This is a genomic window from Bacillus sp. m3-13 (assembly GCF_000175075.1).
Taxonomy (GTDB): Bacteria; Bacillota; Bacilli; order Bacillales; family Bacillaceae_I; genus Sutcliffiella_A; species Sutcliffiella_A horikoshii_C.
Genome location: NZ_ACPC01000019.1, coordinates 464,614 through 481,840, shown reverse-complemented (window position 1 = coordinate 481,840; position 17,227 = coordinate 464,614). Strand labels below are relative to the sequence as shown.

The 17,227-nt window shown below is 43.7% G+C and carries 20 protein-coding genes and 1 other annotated feature; of the genes, 2 read left to right on the top strand and 18 right to left on the bottom strand.

Annotated features, from left to right (window positions below; translation table 11 throughout):
• Positions 1–5: 5 nt before the first annotated feature.
• From nadE to nadB, 7 genes are all read right to left on the bottom strand, one after another.
• Positions 6–746 (bottom strand): NAD(+) synthase, encoded by a 741-nt coding sequence (nadE, locus tag M313_RS0112970; protein WP_010195958.1) that lies wholly within the window; start codon positions 744–746, stop codon positions 6–8.
• 32 nt (positions 747–778) lie between these two features.
• On the bottom strand, positions 779–1,759 hold the full coding sequence (locus tag M313_RS0112965; RefSeq protein WP_442778100.1) for a phosphotransferase: 981 nt from the start codon (positions 1,757–1,759) through the stop codon (positions 779–781).
• A complete protein-coding gene (locus M313_RS25875; RefSeq protein ID WP_157182467.1) occupies positions 1,743–3,083 on the bottom strand; it encodes a hypothetical protein in 1,341 nt (446 codons plus the stop codon). Before M313_RS25875 ends, M313_RS0112965 begins: the two co-directional genes overlap by 17 nt.
• Entirely contained in the window at positions 3,013–3,264 is a 252-nt protein-coding gene (gene safA, locus M313_RS25870) for a SafA/ExsA family spore coat assembly protein (RefSeq protein WP_029326492.1), read from the bottom strand. Before safA ends, M313_RS25875 begins: the two co-directional genes overlap by 71 nt.
• A 340-nt stretch (positions 3,265–3,604) precedes the next feature.
• On the bottom strand, positions 3,605–4,708 hold the full coding sequence (gene nadA, locus M313_RS0112950; RefSeq protein WP_010195950.1) for a quinolinate synthase NadA: 1,104 nt from the start codon (positions 4,706–4,708) through the stop codon (positions 3,605–3,607).
• A gap of 4 nt (positions 4,709–4,712) precedes the next feature.
• Positions 4,713–5,555, bottom strand: a complete 843-nt coding sequence (gene nadC, locus M313_RS0112945; RefSeq protein ID WP_010195948.1) for a carboxylating nicotinate-nucleotide diphosphorylase — start codon at positions 5,553–5,555, stop codon at positions 4,713–4,715.
• Positions 5,512–7,134, bottom strand: a complete 1,623-nt coding sequence (gene nadB, locus M313_RS23550; protein WP_010195945.1) for an L-aspartate oxidase — start codon at positions 7,132–7,134, stop codon at positions 5,512–5,514. Before nadB ends, nadC begins: the two co-directional genes overlap by 44 nt.
• 134 nt (positions 7,135–7,268) lie before the next feature.
• On the opposite strand from nadB, the gene M313_RS0112935 reads away from it, so the two are divergent.
• Both M313_RS0112935 and M313_RS0112930 read left to right on the top strand, forming a co-directional pair.
• Positions 7,269–8,411 carry an IscS subfamily cysteine desulfurase gene (locus tag M313_RS0112935; protein ID WP_010195940.1) on the top strand — a complete coding sequence of 381 codons (1,143 nt, stop codon included), beginning with the start codon at positions 7,269–7,271 and terminating at the stop codon, positions 8,409–8,411.
• A gap of 3 nt (positions 8,412–8,414) precedes the next feature.
• Positions 8,415–8,951: a transcription repressor NadR gene (locus M313_RS0112930; protein ID WP_010195937.1), complete on the top strand. Its 537-nt coding sequence runs from the start codon at positions 8,415–8,417 to the stop codon at positions 8,949–8,951.
• A 515-nt stretch (positions 8,952–9,466) separates the two neighbouring features.
• Here the strand turns inward: M313_RS0112930 and pheA are convergent.
• From pheA to M313_RS0112880, 11 genes are all read right to left on the bottom strand, one after another.
• Positions 9,467–10,327, bottom strand: coding sequence for a prephenate dehydratase (gene pheA, locus M313_RS0112925; RefSeq protein ID WP_010195935.1), 861 nt, complete (start codon positions 10,325–10,327; stop codon positions 9,467–9,469).
• A 56-nt stretch (positions 10,328–10,383) separates the two neighbouring features.
• Positions 10,384–10,827 (bottom strand): transcriptional regulator ThrR, encoded by a 444-nt coding sequence (gene thrR / locus M313_RS0112920; RefSeq protein ID WP_010195933.1) that lies wholly within the window; start codon positions 10,825–10,827, stop codon positions 10,384–10,386.
• A 69-nt stretch (positions 10,828–10,896) separates the two neighbouring features.
• On the bottom strand, positions 10,897–12,180 hold the full coding sequence (gene obgE / locus M313_RS0112915) for a GTPase ObgE (RefSeq protein ID WP_010195930.1): 1,284 nt from the start codon (positions 12,178–12,180) through the stop codon (positions 10,897–10,899).
• A 55-nt stretch (positions 12,181–12,235) separates the two neighbouring features.
• Positions 12,236–12,766, bottom strand: a complete 531-nt coding sequence (locus tag M313_RS0112910; protein WP_010195928.1) for a Spo0B C-terminal domain-containing protein — start codon at positions 12,764–12,766, stop codon at positions 12,236–12,238.
• Positions 12,767–12,954: 188 nt separating this feature from the next.
• Positions 12,955–13,245 carry a 50S ribosomal protein L27 gene (rpmA, locus tag M313_RS0112905; protein ID WP_010195927.1) on the bottom strand — a complete coding sequence of 97 codons (291 nt, stop codon included), beginning with the start codon at positions 13,243–13,245 and terminating at the stop codon, positions 12,955–12,957.
• Between the two features lie 12 nt (positions 13,246–13,257).
• Positions 13,258–13,584, bottom strand: a complete 327-nt coding sequence (locus M313_RS0112900) for a ribosomal-processing cysteine protease Prp (protein WP_010195926.1) — start codon at positions 13,582–13,584, stop codon at positions 13,258–13,260.
• A 15-nt stretch (positions 13,585–13,599) separates the two neighbouring features.
• Positions 13,600–13,908, bottom strand: a complete 309-nt coding sequence (gene rplU, locus M313_RS0112895; RefSeq protein WP_010195925.1) for a 50S ribosomal protein L21 — start codon at positions 13,906–13,908, stop codon at positions 13,600–13,602.
• Between the two features lie 15 nt (positions 13,909–13,923).
• Positions 13,924–14,012, bottom strand: a sequence feature (ribosomal protein L21 leader region).
• Between the two features lie 58 nt (positions 14,013–14,070).
• On the bottom strand, positions 14,071–14,778 hold the full coding sequence (locus tag M313_RS23545) for a ribonuclease E/G (protein WP_268741881.1): 708 nt from the start codon (positions 14,776–14,778) through the stop codon (positions 14,071–14,073).
• 124 nt (positions 14,779–14,902) lie between these two features.
• Entirely contained in the window at positions 14,903–15,526 is a 624-nt protein-coding gene (locus M313_RS23540; protein WP_010195921.1) for a ribonuclease E/G, read from the bottom strand.
• A 30-nt stretch (positions 15,527–15,556) separates the two neighbouring features.
• Positions 15,557–16,426 (bottom strand): M50 family metallopeptidase, encoded by an 870-nt coding sequence (locus tag M313_RS0112885; RefSeq protein ID WP_010195918.1) that lies wholly within the window; start codon positions 16,424–16,426, stop codon positions 15,557–15,559.
• Positions 16,419–17,201: a M23 family metallopeptidase gene (locus M313_RS0112880; RefSeq protein ID WP_010195915.1), complete on the bottom strand. Its 783-nt coding sequence runs from the start codon at positions 17,199–17,201 to the stop codon at positions 16,419–16,421. The genes M313_RS0112885 and M313_RS0112880 overlap by 8 nt, the downstream gene beginning before the upstream one ends.
• Positions 17,202–17,227: the final 26 nt, after the last annotated feature.

Here is a 17,227-nt window from a genome sequence, read left to right as displayed (position 1 = left end):
AGCTTTTAAAATTTTGGAGGACCGTATGCCAATTGACGTTTATGTTCTGTACGTTTATGCATTCTATCAATGATTTGCTTATCTTGTTCGGGAATTTCCTCACTCTTCAGATAGCTATCAATCATATTGTAAGTTGTACCCATTTCGTTTTCATCTGTTTGGCCTTCCCAAAGTCCTGCACTTGGCGGCTTATTAATGATGCTGTCCGGTACTCCAAGTACTTTCGCCATTTCGCGAACTTCGCCTTTGGTGAAATTCACTAGTGGAACAAGATCTACTCCGCCGTCTCCGTATTTGGTAAAATAGCCAGTATGCCATTCCGCTGCATTATCTGTTCCTACAACCAAATAACCATAGTTGTTGGCCACTGCATAAAGGGTCGTCATACGAAGGCGCGCCCGTGTATTTGCATCACCAAGTCGGGATGTTTCCTCGTTCCATTCGCCTTTTTCCTTTAACTGTTTTTCCATTGCTGAGAAAAGCACAGTATGTGTTTCAGAAAGATCGATAGTCGTATGGGAAATCCCACAACTTTCGATAACCTCTAGCGCGTATTCCTCATCTTTGGGGTCACTTTTACAAGGCATAATGACACCAAGGGAATCTTCAGGGAATGCTCGTTTGATTAGATGGGCGACAACTGCGGAATCGATTCCTCCACTTACTCCAACAATTGCTCCATTCAGTCCAGAATCTTTTACTTTTTCTTGTATCCATTGTACCAACTTGGCAATTTTTTCTTCCATTACGTATTCTTCCCTCCATTTAGCAATATTGATTATTGTATCAGATTGTTGTAATTCGTCAAAAAATGTTTGCGCAATTCCCAAGTAGAAATGAAGTAGGATAGATTGGCAAAGCTGTTTGGCATCCTTTCATCGCCGATTGATTTTGAAAAATGATTCCCTTCTCGTAAAATGTCCATTGGAAAAGAAAGAGCCGTTCTGAACCATGAATGGTCTTTTCCCATATCAATTAGTTTGGAATGAATCTGAAACAAGCTACCACTCCATTTTATAAAAGGTAGAATTCTGCTTGCATATTGAACAAAATCCCATTCCGCACTTCCAACTGAAAGCAGGTCATAATCAATTAAATACACTTTATTATCTGCAGCTCTAATAAAATTATGACTTGCCACATCACCATGAAGAACCACTTCGTCTGATTCCACATAGTCTTTCGCAAGCGAGTTCAAGGAAAGATGACTATAGTATACAATTTCACTAATTACATGAGGGTTAAACCATTTTGTTAATATTGGGCCATGACTTTCGAAAATCCGAAGCCGATTTTGCCATTTTGCAACCGTATTTTCCTTTGGAAGATCATGTGGAAGGTTTGGTAGGATCGTTTTGCTGTGGTGATGAAATTTTTGCAGAGTAAGCAGCCCATCTTCTCGGTCCTTTTCCTTTGAAAAACTGAACTTTCTCTTAGGGGAAATATACTTTAACAGAACCCAAACTATCCCTTGTTCATTAAGAAGGAATGAACCGTCCTTAAATTTCTCGTACATAAGCCCCGTATGAAATCCGCTCTTATGTAAAAGTTGGCTAAAACGGATGATGGAGTCCAGATTACCAGGTTCCGTATAACCCTTTAAAATATACAGACCTTCTTCTGTAAGGATTTTATAGAGATTATGTTTTATTTTAGTGTAGGAATGGATGATGAGCTTTGTTTCTTCTGACAGACGAAAGAAAAGACGATTTCGATTGAAATCGTCTCTAAAGATCAGTTGATCAGTTTTCATCATCAATTTCCGGACCTTCAAAATCTGAACCTTCATTTCGTTCTTCATTTGATACACCGTACCCATAACCTTGAGGGTTATAATAGCCTGGAGCAACAGGGTAACCATAAGGTGCATAACCATAAGGTATATCATTTCGATAACCTTGAGGTGCTCCACAGCCACAATCTCCACCGGAGCTAGCTCCTGCGACTTGCTGCTGTTGCTGGTCACCATCCATTTGTCCGAATCCAGAACCTGGAGATACTGGCCCCATCGGATAACATGGATAGCCTCCCATCGGCATTCCTTGTGGCATCATTTGTGGCATACCCATTCCTTGCATTCCTGGCATCATCTGTGGCATGCCCATTCCTTGCATTCCTGGCATCATCTGTGGCATGCCCATTCCTTGCATCCCTGGCATCATCTGTGGCATACCCATTCCTTGCATTCCATTTTGAGCCATTTGGTCTTGAACACCCATTACTGCACTTTCCATTTCTTCGTTGCTCATGTTCGGCATTTGCCCCATTTGTTGCATTTGTTGCATTTGCTGCATCATTTGCTGTTGCATTTGACCGTAATCCACATCAGGAGATTCTTCACCTTGTTGAACTCCCATTACTTGTGATCCATCCATCCCTTGCATTCCTGGCATCATCCCCGGCATACCCATTCCTTGCATCCCTGGCATCATTCCTTGCATGCCCATTCCTTGCATCCCTGGCATCATTCCTTGCATGCCCATTCCTTGCATTCCTGGCATCATCCCTGGCATACCCATTCCTTGCATCCCTGGCATCATCCCTGGCATGCCCATTCCTGGTCCACCCCAGCCTGGTCCCCATCCATGATGATGGTGATGGTGTTTAGGAGGACATGGAGGGCATAAACCGCTTCCAGGCATTACAGGTGATACAGGATAGCATTCTTCCATTGCTGGTTGTTGCACCCCCATCACTTGTTCCGGACTTTCAGGACTTTCCTCTTTTGGTTTTGGTATGTTCACTGGCATGTTTTCATTAGCCATGCCAAGATTCGGCATATTCACATTTGGCATCTTTATGTTAGGCATTTTCGCATTTGGCATTTTAATGTTCGGCATCTTCGGCATTTTTTCATTAGGCTGCTTGTGAGGAACATTAACCGTCAAATAATTATTTACATCCACTTCAGGAAAATACGGCTTTAATTTGCGGCATTTTCGGTTTGTATGGAGTTTTTTTGAGCTTCTTTTACCGGTTTGCTCTTTAACTGCAGGCTTTTTCGGCATCTCCTTATAAGGATGCTGCGCTTTTGGCGCCTGTACTCCCATTACTTGCTTTGGTGCTTCTTTCGTCACACCCATCACTTGGCTTTCTTTCTTGACAGGTACCCCTGCCATCGGCACTTTTTATTTTCATTCCAGGCATAATCATGTCAGGATTGCTTAGTTGTGAATTCGATTTCTTTAGTTCTTCGAAATTCACATTGTATTTCTGGGCAATCTTCCACAATGTATCCCCTTTTTGGACAATATGGATTTTCAAGGATTTTCCCTCCTTAGCAAAGTCTTTACAGTCTATGAGTTGTGTAGGCATTTTGCCACTATTCTTCAACTCAACTTATGCGTCAAAAGGGAAGTTTATGATAAAAAACATGGACACCGCAGGGGAAAAATAAATTTTTCCTGCAGTGCCCATTTTTAAGATTGACTTAAACACCGCTGTTGATTTCCGCAAAAGGCTTCGCTTTCCGTGGGGCGACCTTGAGCCTCCTCGTTTCACTGCAGGGTCTCAACAATGTCGCTACTCCCCCACTGGAGTCTACGCCTTTTGCTCCAATCAACAGCTAAGAGTTTTATTATTAAACATTTAATATTTGTTGTTATTAAGCATGTTCAAGCATTTTGTTCAGTGCGGATATTGCTTGTTGTGCTACGTCTTGTTCAACTTGGATCCTATTGATAATTTCTCCGTTTTCGATGGATTCAAGCGCCCATAACAGATGTGGAAGATCGATACGGTTCATGGTAAGGCATGGACACATATTCGGATTGAGTGAAACGATTTCCTTGTCAGGGTGTTGTTGGATGATTCTGTTTACCAGGTTCATCTCTGTCCCGATTGCCCATTGACTGCCGGCTTCTGCTTTTTCGATTGTTTCGATGATATATTTTGTGCTTCCAGCCAAATCACTTTTTTGCACCACTTCCCACGTACACTCCGGATGCACAAGAATTTTCATCTCGGGTTTATCGACTCTAAGTTGTTCGATATTGCCAAGTGTGAATTTTTCATGAACAGAACAATGTCCTTTCCAAAGAATCACTTTCACATTGGAAGGATCACCATCATATTCCAGTTCATCTGTTATCGGATTCCAAACTGCCATTCCGTCAAGTGGAACTCCTAAATCATAAGCAGTGTTTCTGCCTAAGTGCTGATCTGGTAAAAATAAGATTCTTTCTTTTTGCGTGAAGGCCCATTCAACCATTTTATGTGCGTTGGAAGAAGTAACAGTGGCCCCTCCCCTTTTTCCGCAAAATGCTTTAATGGCTGCGGTAGAATTCACATAAGTTAATGGCAGCATACTGTCCCCAAAAACCTTTTCAAGCTTTTCCCATGCACGCTCGGTTTGGTGGATATCTGCCATATCCGCCATTGAACAGCCTGCCCTCATATCAGGCAATACGACCACTTGACTTTCCTTAGTCAAAATATCTGCCGTCTCGGCCATAAAATGCACGCCGCAAAATACGATATAGCTTGCTGTCGTCTCTGCTGCCGCTTGAGCAAGCTGCAAAGAATCCCCTGTCGCATCCGCAAATTCAATGACTTCATCTTTTTGATAATGATGGCCGGGAATAAACAGATCCGCTCCAAGCTTCTCTTTTATTTCTCTCACCCTTGCTCTCATCTCATCTGTCGTCATATCACGATATTTAGAAGGCAACAGCCCGTTATCTTTTTTCACTATATCTAGTATGTTCATCCTGTTAAACTCCTTTCGCCCCAACGTTAAAACTGATATCTAATGATTTTGCTGAATGGGTAAGCAATCCTAACGAAATATAATCAACACCAGTGTCCCGGTAGGTGGCGAGATTGGTAAGGGTGATGCCTCCCGAAGCCTCTGTAATAATATGTTTTGGTACATGCTGAATGAATTCTTTTATTTCATCTGGTGTCCGGTTATCAAACATAATGACGTCCGCACCCGCCTCGACAGCTTCCTGCACTTGAGCCAACGATTCCGTTTCCACCTCAATTTTGACCATATGACCGACATTTTCCCGCACACGTTGAACGGCGTTTGTGATGTTCCCCGCAAACTCGATATGGTTATCCTTAATCATCACGCCATCATACAATCCAAATCGGTGATTATAGCCACCTCCACAGGTAACAGCGTATTTTTCCAACATCCTTAATCCCGGAGTTGTTTTTCTTGTATCACAGATTTTTGTATGATTGCTATCAAGTGCTGAAACGGCAGCAGCAGTCAGCGTCGCAATTCCGCTCATGCGCTGTGTCAAATTCAGTGTCACTCTCTCTGCACCAAGTAACGCCCTCATTGTCCCTTCAGCTTTTGCAATCTCTTCCCCTTTTTCCAGTCTGTCTCCATCTTTTTTGAAAACAGTCACTTGAATTTCCGGATCGAGTAAACGCATGGCTTCATGGATAATCTGTTCCCCGACAAAAATACCGTTTTCTTTTGCTATAAAAGTTCCGGACCCTGTTTCATTTTCAGCAAACAGTGCTTCAGACGTTAAATCTTTTTCACCGATATCCTCTTTATAAAAATGACGCAGCATCTCTTGCAGCATGATTGTATTCATCGATACCTTTCTCCCTTCTCATTGCACTACCATCCTTTTGAACATGCAAAATCCGGACCTGTCGCCAAGATTCTTTTGCTACTGGAAAATCAGAACGAAAGTGAGCTCCGCGACTTTCCTTACGTTGCAGGGCAGCTTCTGTAATCAGGTAGCATAATTGAAGCATGTGGATGGTCTCTATTTCATCAATTCCTAATATATCTGTAAGTTGGGGCATCGCCTTGCAATATGGTTGGAAGAGTTTGAGCCATTCTTTTAACTCAACTAACCCTTCCTTATGTCGGACAATTCCTGCATGCTTCATCATCATGAGTTGAATTTCTTCTTTTGATGGAAGTGGCACAGCTCTGTACTGAAGTAAATCCTTATCCATTTTTTCAATAGAAGTTTTGTGCCAGAGAACATAATGGCTTTCTTTTAAAAGATGATCTGCAAGTGTCTTAGAGAAAACAATCGTCTCAAGCAATGAGTTGCTTGCTAAACGATTAGCCCCATGCACCCCGTTGCAGGCAGCCTCTCCAACAGCGTACAAGCCTTTTAGCGATGTTTCTCCATGAACATTTGTATAAATACCGCCCATATAAAAGTGAGCTCCCGGCACAACCGGAATGAGATTGGTCTTTAAGTCGATTCCGTTTTTTGTACATAACTTAGTGATAGCAGGAAATCTTGTTTGGAATTGCTTCACCTTGGAGATATTCAGGTAAACCTTTTCCCCTTGGTCAAGTTCTTGAAATATTGCCCGTGACACAACATCTCTCGGTGCGAGGTCTTTAAATGGATGAACATTTTCCATAAACCTGTGAGCTTTTCCATTTTGAAGAAATGCCCCTTCCCCACGGACTGCTTCCGAAACAAGCCCGACCGCTTTTCCGTCTATACAAAGCATCGTTGGGTGAAATTGCATAAATTCTAAATCTGTTAGAGTGGCTCCGGCCTGATACGCAAGCGACAAAGCCATGCCAGTGATACTTTCATTATTGGATGTATAAGGATAAAGAGAGCCCGCTCCACCGGTTGCCAGAATCACTTTATCTGCAAAATAATCGGTCCGTTCCCCATTGGAATTGAAAGTTTGCACCCCGCAGCATTGGTCATTTTGAACATGCAACTTGATAACGGTTTCATGTTCCACCATGAGAACTTTTTCAGACAGCCTCGATTGAAGCCATTCCATTAATTCCTTGCCTGTCTGATCTCCTCCGGCATGAAGAATGCGCCTTTTGGAATGGGCACCTTCCATACCAAGTGAATATTCACCCAAACCGTCCCGATCGAATTGCATTCCATTTTGGATGAATGCTTGCAGCTCGCCTGGTCCACATTTAGTAAGCAGTTCTACCGCATCTTCTTCATTGTGATAACACCCGGCGGCCATAGTATCTTCGTAATGCAATTGCCAAGAATCTGTATGTTCGATGGCACAAGCAACTCCTCCTTGTGCAAGAAAAGAATTATTATCATTTTTACTAGACTTTGTGAAAATAATCACATTCATATGCTCACTTAAATAATTTGCAGTCAACAAAGCGGATAGCCCACTACCGACTACAATGACATCTCGCTGTAAACTAGACACAAAAAAAACCTCCTGTGTATATAAGTGTCTTGACACCTATATTTACATATTTCTATACTAATGACAAGAGATTTTTTACAAGACCGAAAGTTTGCTAGTTTTAGCAGTCTTTTTAGGGGAAGGAGTTTTCAAACATGATCTATCTCGATTACGCAGCTACTACCCCAATGAGCAATGAAGCCTTGGATGCCTACCAGCATGTGGCACGCAATTATTACGGAAACAGCAGCAGTTTACACGACACAGGCACCACCGCATCTGACCTGCTCGAAACCTGCAGAGGCGAGCTTGCAAGGATGATTTCAGGGAAAAAGGAAGGCGTTTATTTTACAAGCGGCGGAAGTGAGGCAAACTTTCTGGCCATACGCACCTTATTGATAGGTTGTGGAGGTAAAGGAAAACACATTATCACCACCTCAACAGAGCATGCGTCCATTCATTCGCTTTGTAAGTCATTAGAAATAGAGGGCTATGAGGTTACCTGGCTGCCTGTGGACTCCAATGGAATCATTGCACTTTCGCAATTAAAAGCAGCTTTACGGGAGGACACTTGCTTAGTTTCTGTCCACCATGCCAATTCTGAGACGGGAATCTTGCAGCCGCTCGAAGCGATCGGTGCACTCCTAAAGGAGAAAAATATCCACTTTCATAGCGATTGTGTCCAGACATTTGGTAAAATACCAATAGACGTGGAGAAGCTCCACCTAACCAGCATCTCGATATCTTCCCATAAAATTTATGGACCAAAGGGTGTCGGGGCGTTATATATCAATCCAAAAGCTTCGTGGAAATCCGTATATGAAGGCGCGAGTCACGAAAAAGGGATGCGTCCCGGTACGATAGACGTCCCAGGAATCGCTTCTTTTCTAACCGCCGCCCAACAAATGGAGTCTTCCATGCAGGATCTAGTAGAAAAATATGAAACGATGCGAATTCATTTTTTAAGATTGATTCAGCAATCTTGGTTGCCTATTGTTGTGGAAGGGGAACACGTTCAAGGACTGCCACATATTATCGGCCTGAGATTATCTGGTCTCGAAGGACAGCATGTAATGCTAGAATGCAATCGAAAAGGCATTGCCATCTCTACAGGAAGCGCGTGTCAGATGGGATCCCAATCCCCTTCAAGAACCATGATTGCCACCGGAAAGACACCCGATGAAGCACGTGAATTCGTGCGCCTTTCATTTGGAAAACAAACCACCATCAAAGACCTTGAACTAGCTGTCGAGGCTCTTAAAGAAATTATAGAAGAACGGATAAAAAGGAGCGGCTAACTTATGACGCAAGAAAAGAAAGTACTTGGAGAAGAACGACGCAATCTCCTTTTGCACTGGCTGCAAACCGAAGATAAACCATTAACCGGCGGAGAGCTGGCAGGACGAACCAATGTAAGCAGACAAGTCATCGTCCAGGACATCTCCCTCTTAAAGGCAAAAAACGAACCGATACTTGCGACTAGCCAAGGGTACGTCTATATGAAACCTTTCGGCGAACAGGTTAAAAAAGAGCGAATCATCGTGTCTTTTCATGAACCCCACCGGACGAAAGAAGAATTATATATTCTCGTTGACCATGGAGTAACAGTCAAGGACGTGCGAATTGAGCATCCTGTTTACGGAGATTTGAACGCGTCAGTCATGGTGTCAAGCCGCGCGGAAGTGGACGCTTTTATCCGCAAAATAAAGCAAACGAATGCTTCATATTTGTCGCAATTGACGGACGGAACGCATTTGCATACGATCGAGGCCGATTCTGAGGAGAAGCTTGATGCAGCGTGTGCGGCGTTGAAGGAAGCTGGGATGGTCGTGGAGTAGGATGTGTGGAGCGGGTCTCTCTGTTACCGTTTGGCCGGGGGCCGGGTGGTTTCCGGCTCTGAGACAGCTTCTCTGTTACCGTTTGGTGGAGCACGAGGAAGTTTCGGGCTTTGAGACGGCCTTTCTGTTACCGTTTGGCGGAGTTCAGAGGAGTTTCGGGCTTTGAGACGACCTCTCTGTTACCGTTTGGCGGAGTTCAGAGGAGTTTCGGGCTTTGAGACGACCTCTCTGTTACCGTTTGGCGGAGTTCGGAGGAGTTTCGGGCTTTGAGACGGCCTCTCTGTTACCGTTTCGTCAAGCTCGTGGCGGTTTCGTAGCGGAGAGACAAGTTTCTATTAGACTTTTCAACCTACTTCTTCCCCGCTTCGGGCGTATAGAACCATTCTATTACACTTTTCAACCTACTTCTTCCCTGCTTCGGGCGTATAGAATGCCCGCCAACAAAAAAGCAAAAAACCTCCCAAAGGTGCCTCTTACTTCAGCACCTCTAGAAGGGTTTTCCAAACAAAACAACATTACCTCAACAAATAACTATTATATCTCCCCAACACTTTCACCGAACACCCCAACGCCTCCAGCTCCTCAATGGCTGGCGGAATCAATGGATGCTCCACTTCCTCATTAATATCAATTATGAAAAAATAGTTACCCAAACCCGTTTTCATTGGGCGGGATTCGATTTTCGACAGGTTCAGCTTTCTCCATGCAAATACAGATAAAACTTGGTGAAGTGCACCTGATTGGTCTGTGGGAAGCGACACCATCAATGTTGTCTTTTCCCCAATATTGTCGTGTTCTTCATTATGTAGCATCACTTTCTCATCACGATGCAGGATAATAAACTTGGTGTGATTGTTATCATAGTCGTGGATATTTTCCTGCAACACACTTAGGTTATACTCTTTTGCTGCAAGCGAATTGGCAATACAAGCTGCCTTTTTAGAAAGTCTGTGATCAGAGATTAGTTTTGCTGCAGCGGCAGTGGAGGAAGTGGTTTCATACACTGCGTTAGGATATTTTTTATGTAAGAATTTATGGCACTGGGCGATTGCGTGGGAATGTGAATAGATCACTTCCAGCTCTCCGCCATTTTTTATATGATCGGGATGCACTAATAAATGTTGGCTAATTGGAATGGTCAGCTCCCCTACAATCGGCAAGGGACAATCGTGAATAAGGTAATCAAGCGTAACATTAACTGACCCTTCAATTGCGTTCTCAAGCGGGACGACCGCCATGTCGACCTTGCCCTCTAATACCGCATCCATGCATTCAGGAATGGTGGAAAATGCTTTTTTAAAAGACTCTGGAAAAAACTTTGTTACTGCCATGTCAGTAAATGTTGCCTTCGGTCCTAAAAATCCAATTCTTGTCATGCTCTCTACTCCCCTATCTCCACTATGCTTCCTTAGGGTTGCACTTGTTCTAAAACTTAAGCACCTGTCCCTAAGATCTCTACTTTATCTACAAATTCTAATCGCTTCAGCATCGAAAGTAAAGCGTTGATATCACCTTTTAATCCAGACATATCAAGCGAAAGGGTCACATTCGCCTTCCCTTGTAGCGGGATAGTCTGGTGAATGGTCAATACGTTACAACCGACCGTTGCTACGGTTGCAAGCAATTGCGATAACGCACCTGTCTGATCTTCCAGGTGAAAAAATAAAGTCATGATTTTTTCTTTTACCATGGTGTGAAACGGAAAAACGGTATCACGATATTTGTAAAAAGCACTGCGGCTGAGGTCTACCTTTTGTACCGCTTCAGCAATAGAATCCACTTTCCCGCGTGCAAGCATTTCTTTTACTTCAATCGACTTTTTCATCGCTTCTGGCAGGACATCCTCCCGCACTAAAAAGAACTTCTCCTCTAACATCGGATCTCTCTCCTTTTTTTCGTATATGTAAAGAAGAGAGGATAAAATGAATTATCCCCTCCGGCAAATCTATTCAACAAATTCGAATTCGTATTTCAGTAGACGCACGATGTCGCCGTCTTTTGCACCGCGAGCACGCAATTCTTCATCTACTCCGAGACCACGCAGCTGACGCGCAAAACGTTTGATGGACTCTTCATGGTTGAAGTTTGTCATGATAAACAGTTTTTCAAGTTTTTCACCTGAAAGTACAAAGGCACCATCCGGATCACGTGTAATCATGAATGGGAGTTCTTCCGCCTCATGCTTGTAAACAACACGTTGCTCAATCGCTTCCTCTTCATATAATGGATATTCCGGAGCTGTTTCAAGCTCGTCTGCCACCGCATATAAAAGGTCACGAAGACCGCTGCGAGTTAGAGCGGAGATAGGGAAGACTTTCACATCTTCGCCAAGCTGCTCCTTGAATATTTCAAGGTTTTCCTCTGCATCAGGCATGTCCATTTTGTTTGCTACAACAAGTTGAGCACGCTCTGTCAGACGCATATTATATTCTTTCAACTCTGCATTAATTGTTAGGTAATCCTCATACGGATCGCGACCTTCCAATCCGCCCATATCGACCACATGGATGATAACTCTTGTACGCTCAATGTGGCGCAGGAATTGATGTCCTAGTCCCACACCTTCATGTGCACCTTGAATCAATCCCGGTAGATCGGCCATAACAAAGCTGCGGCCATCTTCGGTTTCCACTACACCAAGGTTAGGTACGATAGTCGTGAAATGGTATTCAGCAATTTTCGGTTTTGCTGCAGAAACAACGGAAAGAAGGGTTGATTTCCCTACACTTGGGAAGCCAACAAGACCGACGTCTGCTAGCACTTTTAACTCAAGAACCACATAGCGCTCTTGACCAGGTTCCCCGTTCTCAGCAACTTCTGGAGCCGGGTTTCTAGGTGTTGCAAAACGTGAGTTACCACGGCCTCCGCGGCCACCCTTTGCTACAACATACTGCTGACCGTGCTCTGTTAAGTCAGCCAATGTTTCTTTTGTATCGTCATCCATTACGACAGTTCCCGGTGGAACCTTTACAATCATGGCTTCCGAGTTTCTTCCGTGCTGGTTTTTGGACATTCCGTGTTCTCCACGGGTCGCTTTAAAGTGACGTTTGTAACGGAAATCCATCAGTGTGCGCAAGCCTTCTTCTACTTGAAGAATGACGTCCGCTCCTTTTCCGCCATCACCCCCGGCTGGTCCACCATCCGGTACATATTTTTCACGACGAAAGGCAACCATTCCGTTCCCGCCGTCTCCACCTTTTACATAAATCTTGACCTGATCGACAAACATTGATTACTCACTCCGATATGTCAAAAGGTAAAAAATAACCTTTTGCGTTCATTTTTTAAAGCTTGTAAGACACTTGAATGGAACTCTGCTCAGGATGTATTTCTTGTCCAACCACTGAGAAACCATCCGGCTGTGCTTGCAGCCACTCCGTTAAAAAGTTTGTATCTTCTAGTATTCCATTTATATCAAAAAAGAAACGAATTTCCGCTTCTTCTATATGCAAACTTAAAAACAAATGGTTATCTGCTTTTTTGTTTACCGCATTTTCCAAGTCGGTAAACAAAGAAGAAATCCATTTGCACAATAGCTTATCCGCTTTTGACAGATTTACAGGCTCTCCGATTACTTCGTATTCCATCGAAAATAGTCTCGGCTCCCAATGGAACGTAATCAGATATTCCGCAAATGCAGGGGCTTGTAAATTCGTCAAGTTGGATTCGTGATTGGCTTCAAGCACAATCTCCTCTATCAAATTATTCACTCGCTCCAAACGTCCAAGCGACAAATTCGCCTTAATCAACTGAATGCGATTAAGCCAATCATGCCTCGAATGACGCAACACATCCAACGTCCCTCTATTTCTCATAATACCGTACTCCTAGTCCCAACATTAATTCCAATACCTTCTTAACTATGTCGATTATAGCATAAATAAAGAAGAAAAGGGGGTCAGACCCCTAAAGGATTTTAGACCTTTATGTCGAAGGGGAATTGGTTATAATCACTTGCATTAAAAAAACTCTAACCTAAACATAGGCTAGAGTTCCTTTGGAATTATGCTTCTTGAGCAACAGGATATACGCTAACTTGTTTGCGGTCACGGCCTAGGCGCTCGAAACGAACGATTCCGTCAACCTTCGCGAACAATGTATCGTCGCCACCACGTCCAACGTTTGCTCCTGGGTAAATTTTAGTACCGCGTTGACGGTATAAAATAGAACCACCAGAAACTTGTTGACCGTCTGCACGCTTAGCGCCAAGACGCTTGGACTGAGAGTCACGACCGTTTTTAGTAGAACCTACTCCCTTTTTGGAAGCAAAGAACTGAAGATCTAATCTTAACATGTATTCCACCTCCTACTTAGAAATGGTTATATAATTTCCATAGTCACGTTCAATCGTCTCTAAAGACACAACCATACCTTCTAGCAACAGTTGTACTTTCTCATGTGTCGACTCATCCAAGCCGGATGGGACCGAACATTTTAAAAATCCATCTGCCCCTTGCTCAATATCAGGAGTGACCTGACATAATGACATGACCGCGTTCACCGCACCGAAAGATACGGCCGAAACACCAGCACACACAATGTCTGCACCCTTTTTGGCAAAGTTAGCATGTCCAGTTATGGTAAACGATTGGATCAGCTTGTAATCGTCTCGTTTAATTGTAACTTTAATCATCCGATCACCTTTAAATTACAGGTTGATTGCATCAACAGTAACTTTTGTGTAAGGTTGACGATGACCTTGTTTTTTACGGTAGTTTTTCTTCGCTTTGTACTTGAATACAGTAAGCTTCTTCGCACGACCTTGTTTTTCAACTTTAGCCGTTACAGTTGCTCCCGCTACTAGTGGGCTACCGACTTTAACATCGTCGCCACCAACGAAAAGAACCTTGTCGAAAGTTACTACATCTCCAGCAGCACCATCAAGTTTTTCGATGTAGATCGTTTGACCTGCTTCAACCTTGATTTGTTTACCACCTGTTTCAATAATTGCGTACATTCTCTTGCACCTCCTCAATAGACTCAGACTCGCCAGTATCAGGTATATGTAACGAATTCACGCTCATATTTCACGGAACCTGGACTGCGCGGTTGTAGCACGGGTGCTACAAACTAACAAAGAACATCTTAGCATATTCCAAACCCTTATGTCAATAAGGTTTCACAGCGTTTTTACCCTTTCTTTCGCATCCTCGACAGATCCGGCAAAACGTATGTCAAAACGTGGTACTCCGTCTTTTTTTATAAAATAAATCTGAAGACCACATCTTCCTATTATATCAGGCAACCCCATCAGTTTGTCCACCACTTCCGAACTTGCTTCCACAACAACTGCTTCCATATCGCTTCCTTTAAACTCCAACAGTTCCCGCTCTAACTGATAGGTGACGGTGTCCAATGAAAATACCACACCTTTCCCATCGCATGGCGAACACGGCTGCAACAACATCTTCGTCAACGGTTCCCTGACTTTCTTGCGCGTTAACTGCAACAAATTCAATTCCGTAAATCCAATCACTCTGACATGGGAGCGATCTTTCCGAGCCGCATCCTTCACCTTGCGCAACACCTGCTCTCGCTCACCGTCACTCGCCATATCAATGAAATCAACAATAATAATGCCGCCAATCTCCCTTAGACGCAACTGTCTGGCAATCTCGCCTGCAGCCTCTAAGTTGGTTTTCAACACGGTCTCTTGCAGGCCGGTCTTGCCTATGTATTTCCCTGTATTAACATCAATGACCGTCATCGCTTCGGTATGTTCGATAATGATATATCCTCCGCTTGGAAGCCACACAATCCGCTTTAACGCTTTCTCAAGCTCCTGCTCCATCCCTCTTCTTTTAAAGATACCTTCCTTGCCTTGAATAAAAACGAACAGGATAGCCTTTCTTTTTCAACAAACTGCGAAGTACCAGCATCGTCCACCTCTACAAGGCTCACCTCGGCAGGCGGGATTTCCCGAATTATTTTCGATAAAAAAATGATCTTCTTCATGAACAAGGGAAGGGGATCTTGACTGCCGCATCTTGTTTATCCTGCACCTCAAGGAACTGTCGCTGCAACTCCAGAAGTTCCGCTTCTACCACTTCGGAGGCAACATGCTCGCTTGCTGTCCGTAAAATAACCCCTTCATCCGAAGTCAGCCACTCCTGCAAAAGACTGCGCCATTCCTTCCTTTTAGCATCCGACATTTTCTTGGAGATGGCTTTGTACTTACCGTAAGGCTGGTACACAATATGCGTTCCGGGAAACTCAATTAGCCCCGTCAACTTGGCACCCTTCGTTCCCTCACCCTCCTTCACCACTTGCACGAGAATTGCTTCTCCCTGGTGAACAAAATGGGAAATCCCTTTGTGTTCCTTTTCCGCTTTAGAAAGATTGGAGGTTTGATAAGAACATAAATGGTCGCGATGAAGATATCCTGGCTTCTTTTGCCCAAAATCAACAAAAGCGGCTTGCATGCCTGGCAGGACATTCACAACGCGACCAATATAAATATTCCCCTCTATCGGATGCGTTGTCGGCCGATCAATCAACAGCTCGACAATTTTATCATCCTCTTTTATCGCGACTCTTTTTTCCGTCGCCTTCATATCCATAATTAACTCTATCAATGAATTAGCCTCAGCTTTCGAAATGAAGTTTTAGTATGAATACAGGATATCTCCTATATCAATTGTCGTCAACTTCTCCTTGAAATAAGCATGAAGCAGTTCATTTTCATCCAGTGGAGGCTGTTTGTCCTTCCCCTTCATCACAATGATATTGTGCTTGCAGTCTCGCTTAAACTTTTGAAGCACCTGATGAATCTTTTCTTTTTCATCCACGACAATCGGCGTTATGGTAGAAAACGTATTATTCTTCCCGTAATAACGCTCCATCAAAAAACGCATAAAGACAAAGTGCCGCTGCTTCCACTCTGTATATAAGGAAAAAAACAAGAACACGGTGATAATCCATATATTAATGTGCAACGGGTCAATGACCAGATAGGTTGCACAAAAAAGTGCTAGGAAAACAAAAGAAGCTTGCAATGTTCGCTCATGCGCCTGTGCAAATGCAGACGTGCGACTGAACAGCAACCCCATGATTTTCCCTCCGTCCAGAGGCCAGATCGGCAAAAGGTTCACAAGAAAAATCATAATATTAAAAGTAAAGAACATTTCCCACATGCCTGCCGAAAGATAGCCCAGCTTGAAAAGAAGAAAAGCACCTGCTGAAAGCCACACATGTTGCAACGGACCAGCAAGTGTCACAACCAGCTCCTCTTTCAACGGTCGATTTCCATGCTCCTCCATTTCGGCAACCCCTCCAAATGGCAGCAGCAACACTTGTTTGATACGCCAATTATAGTAGGTTGCCGCAACCCCATGGCCCAATTCATGAATAAATACAATAAAGAATAAGATAAGCAACTCCCGGAAATTTGCCGTTAAGATGGCCAATCCGGCGAGAAACCACATCAATGGATGTACATGAATCTTCTGTAATAGCCTCAGCCATTTATTATTCAAATGAGATCACCTGCATTGGATCGATAAATTCATTGTCTTTTTGGATGGCAAAGTAAAACATCCCCTTTGAACCATCCTCAAGCACCGTCGTTTTTCCAAGTACATCCCCTGTTTCAATAAAATCAAACAGCTTCACTTCCACTTCCCCAAGCTGCCCATACCATGTATAACTATCATCAGGGTGCTGAATAATCACCGTCTTGCCTGTATCCTCCCTGTTCCCTACAAACGACACAAACCCACCATTCATCGCCTCTACATTCGAATGAGCCATTGTTTCCACCAGCACACCTTGCCCATTCGCCTCAAAGCTTTCGAAAACTCGTCCAGAAGCCGGGATGACATAATCATCTGCATTGACATTTGGTTGCTCTGTATTTTTCGGCAATGGCAATAATGCCAACGACTTTCCGAATTTGTCCTCATACCAAGAAGTGAACGCTGCAAACTGAAAGCTCTGCTCCATTGTTTCTGAAACAAACTGCCGCGGCTTTTCAAAAGTACCCGTAGGATTTTGAAACATGATTGCCACCACCAGCACCAGAATCGCCGAAGCCAAAATCTTAAACAGGAAAAGCTCCTTGTTGAACAACGGATGCCCCCCACCTCCATCAGGTCCCCCTTCATAAGAGGTGTAACTAGAACCCCCATACCTTTCCTCATCACGCACCAACTGTTGCGTGGACCCTATGTTATTTCGTTTCGGCAACTGATTCTGCCGTTGCCGTCTTCTCTTTGCGGCCCTTCTTCTTATTTCCGCTATCCGATCATTCATACAAACACCCTTCCCGCAAATAGGTT